The organism is Pauljensenia sp. UMB6358, from assembly GCF_030216865.1.
Taxonomy (GTDB): domain Bacteria; phylum Actinomycetota; class Actinomycetes; order Actinomycetales; family Actinomycetaceae; genus Pauljensenia; species Pauljensenia turicensis_A.
On the sequence record NZ_JASOMS010000146.1, the window covers coordinates 1 to 284 of the forward strand.

1 protein-coding gene is annotated in these 284 nt (G+C 57.7%); it reads left to right on the plus strand.

Annotation, left to right across the window (positions count from 1 at the left end):
• Positions 1-284 (plus strand): topoisomerase C-terminal repeat-containing protein (locus QP381_RS08965; protein WP_285068654.1); only part of this gene is annotated, 284 nt, incomplete at both ends.

Genomic DNA, 284 nt, shown 5'->3' on the forward strand with positions numbered 1-284 from the left:
GAGCCCCGAAAAGGTAAAGGAACTGTACGCTGCTGCCGCAGACGACGGCCGCGAACTCGGCGTATACCCCAACACTGGGCGCACTATCGTGGCTAAGAACGGGCGTTTCGGCCCCTATGTCACCGAGGTCATTCCCGAGGAGGAACAGGGCACTGGAAAGAAGAAGATTAAGCCCAAGACTGCTTCGCTACTGAAGACTCAAAACCTTGCGGACATTACTTTCGAGGACGCCTTGCAGCTGCTGTCTCTGCCCCGTGAGGTCGGCACTGATCCGGAATCTGGCG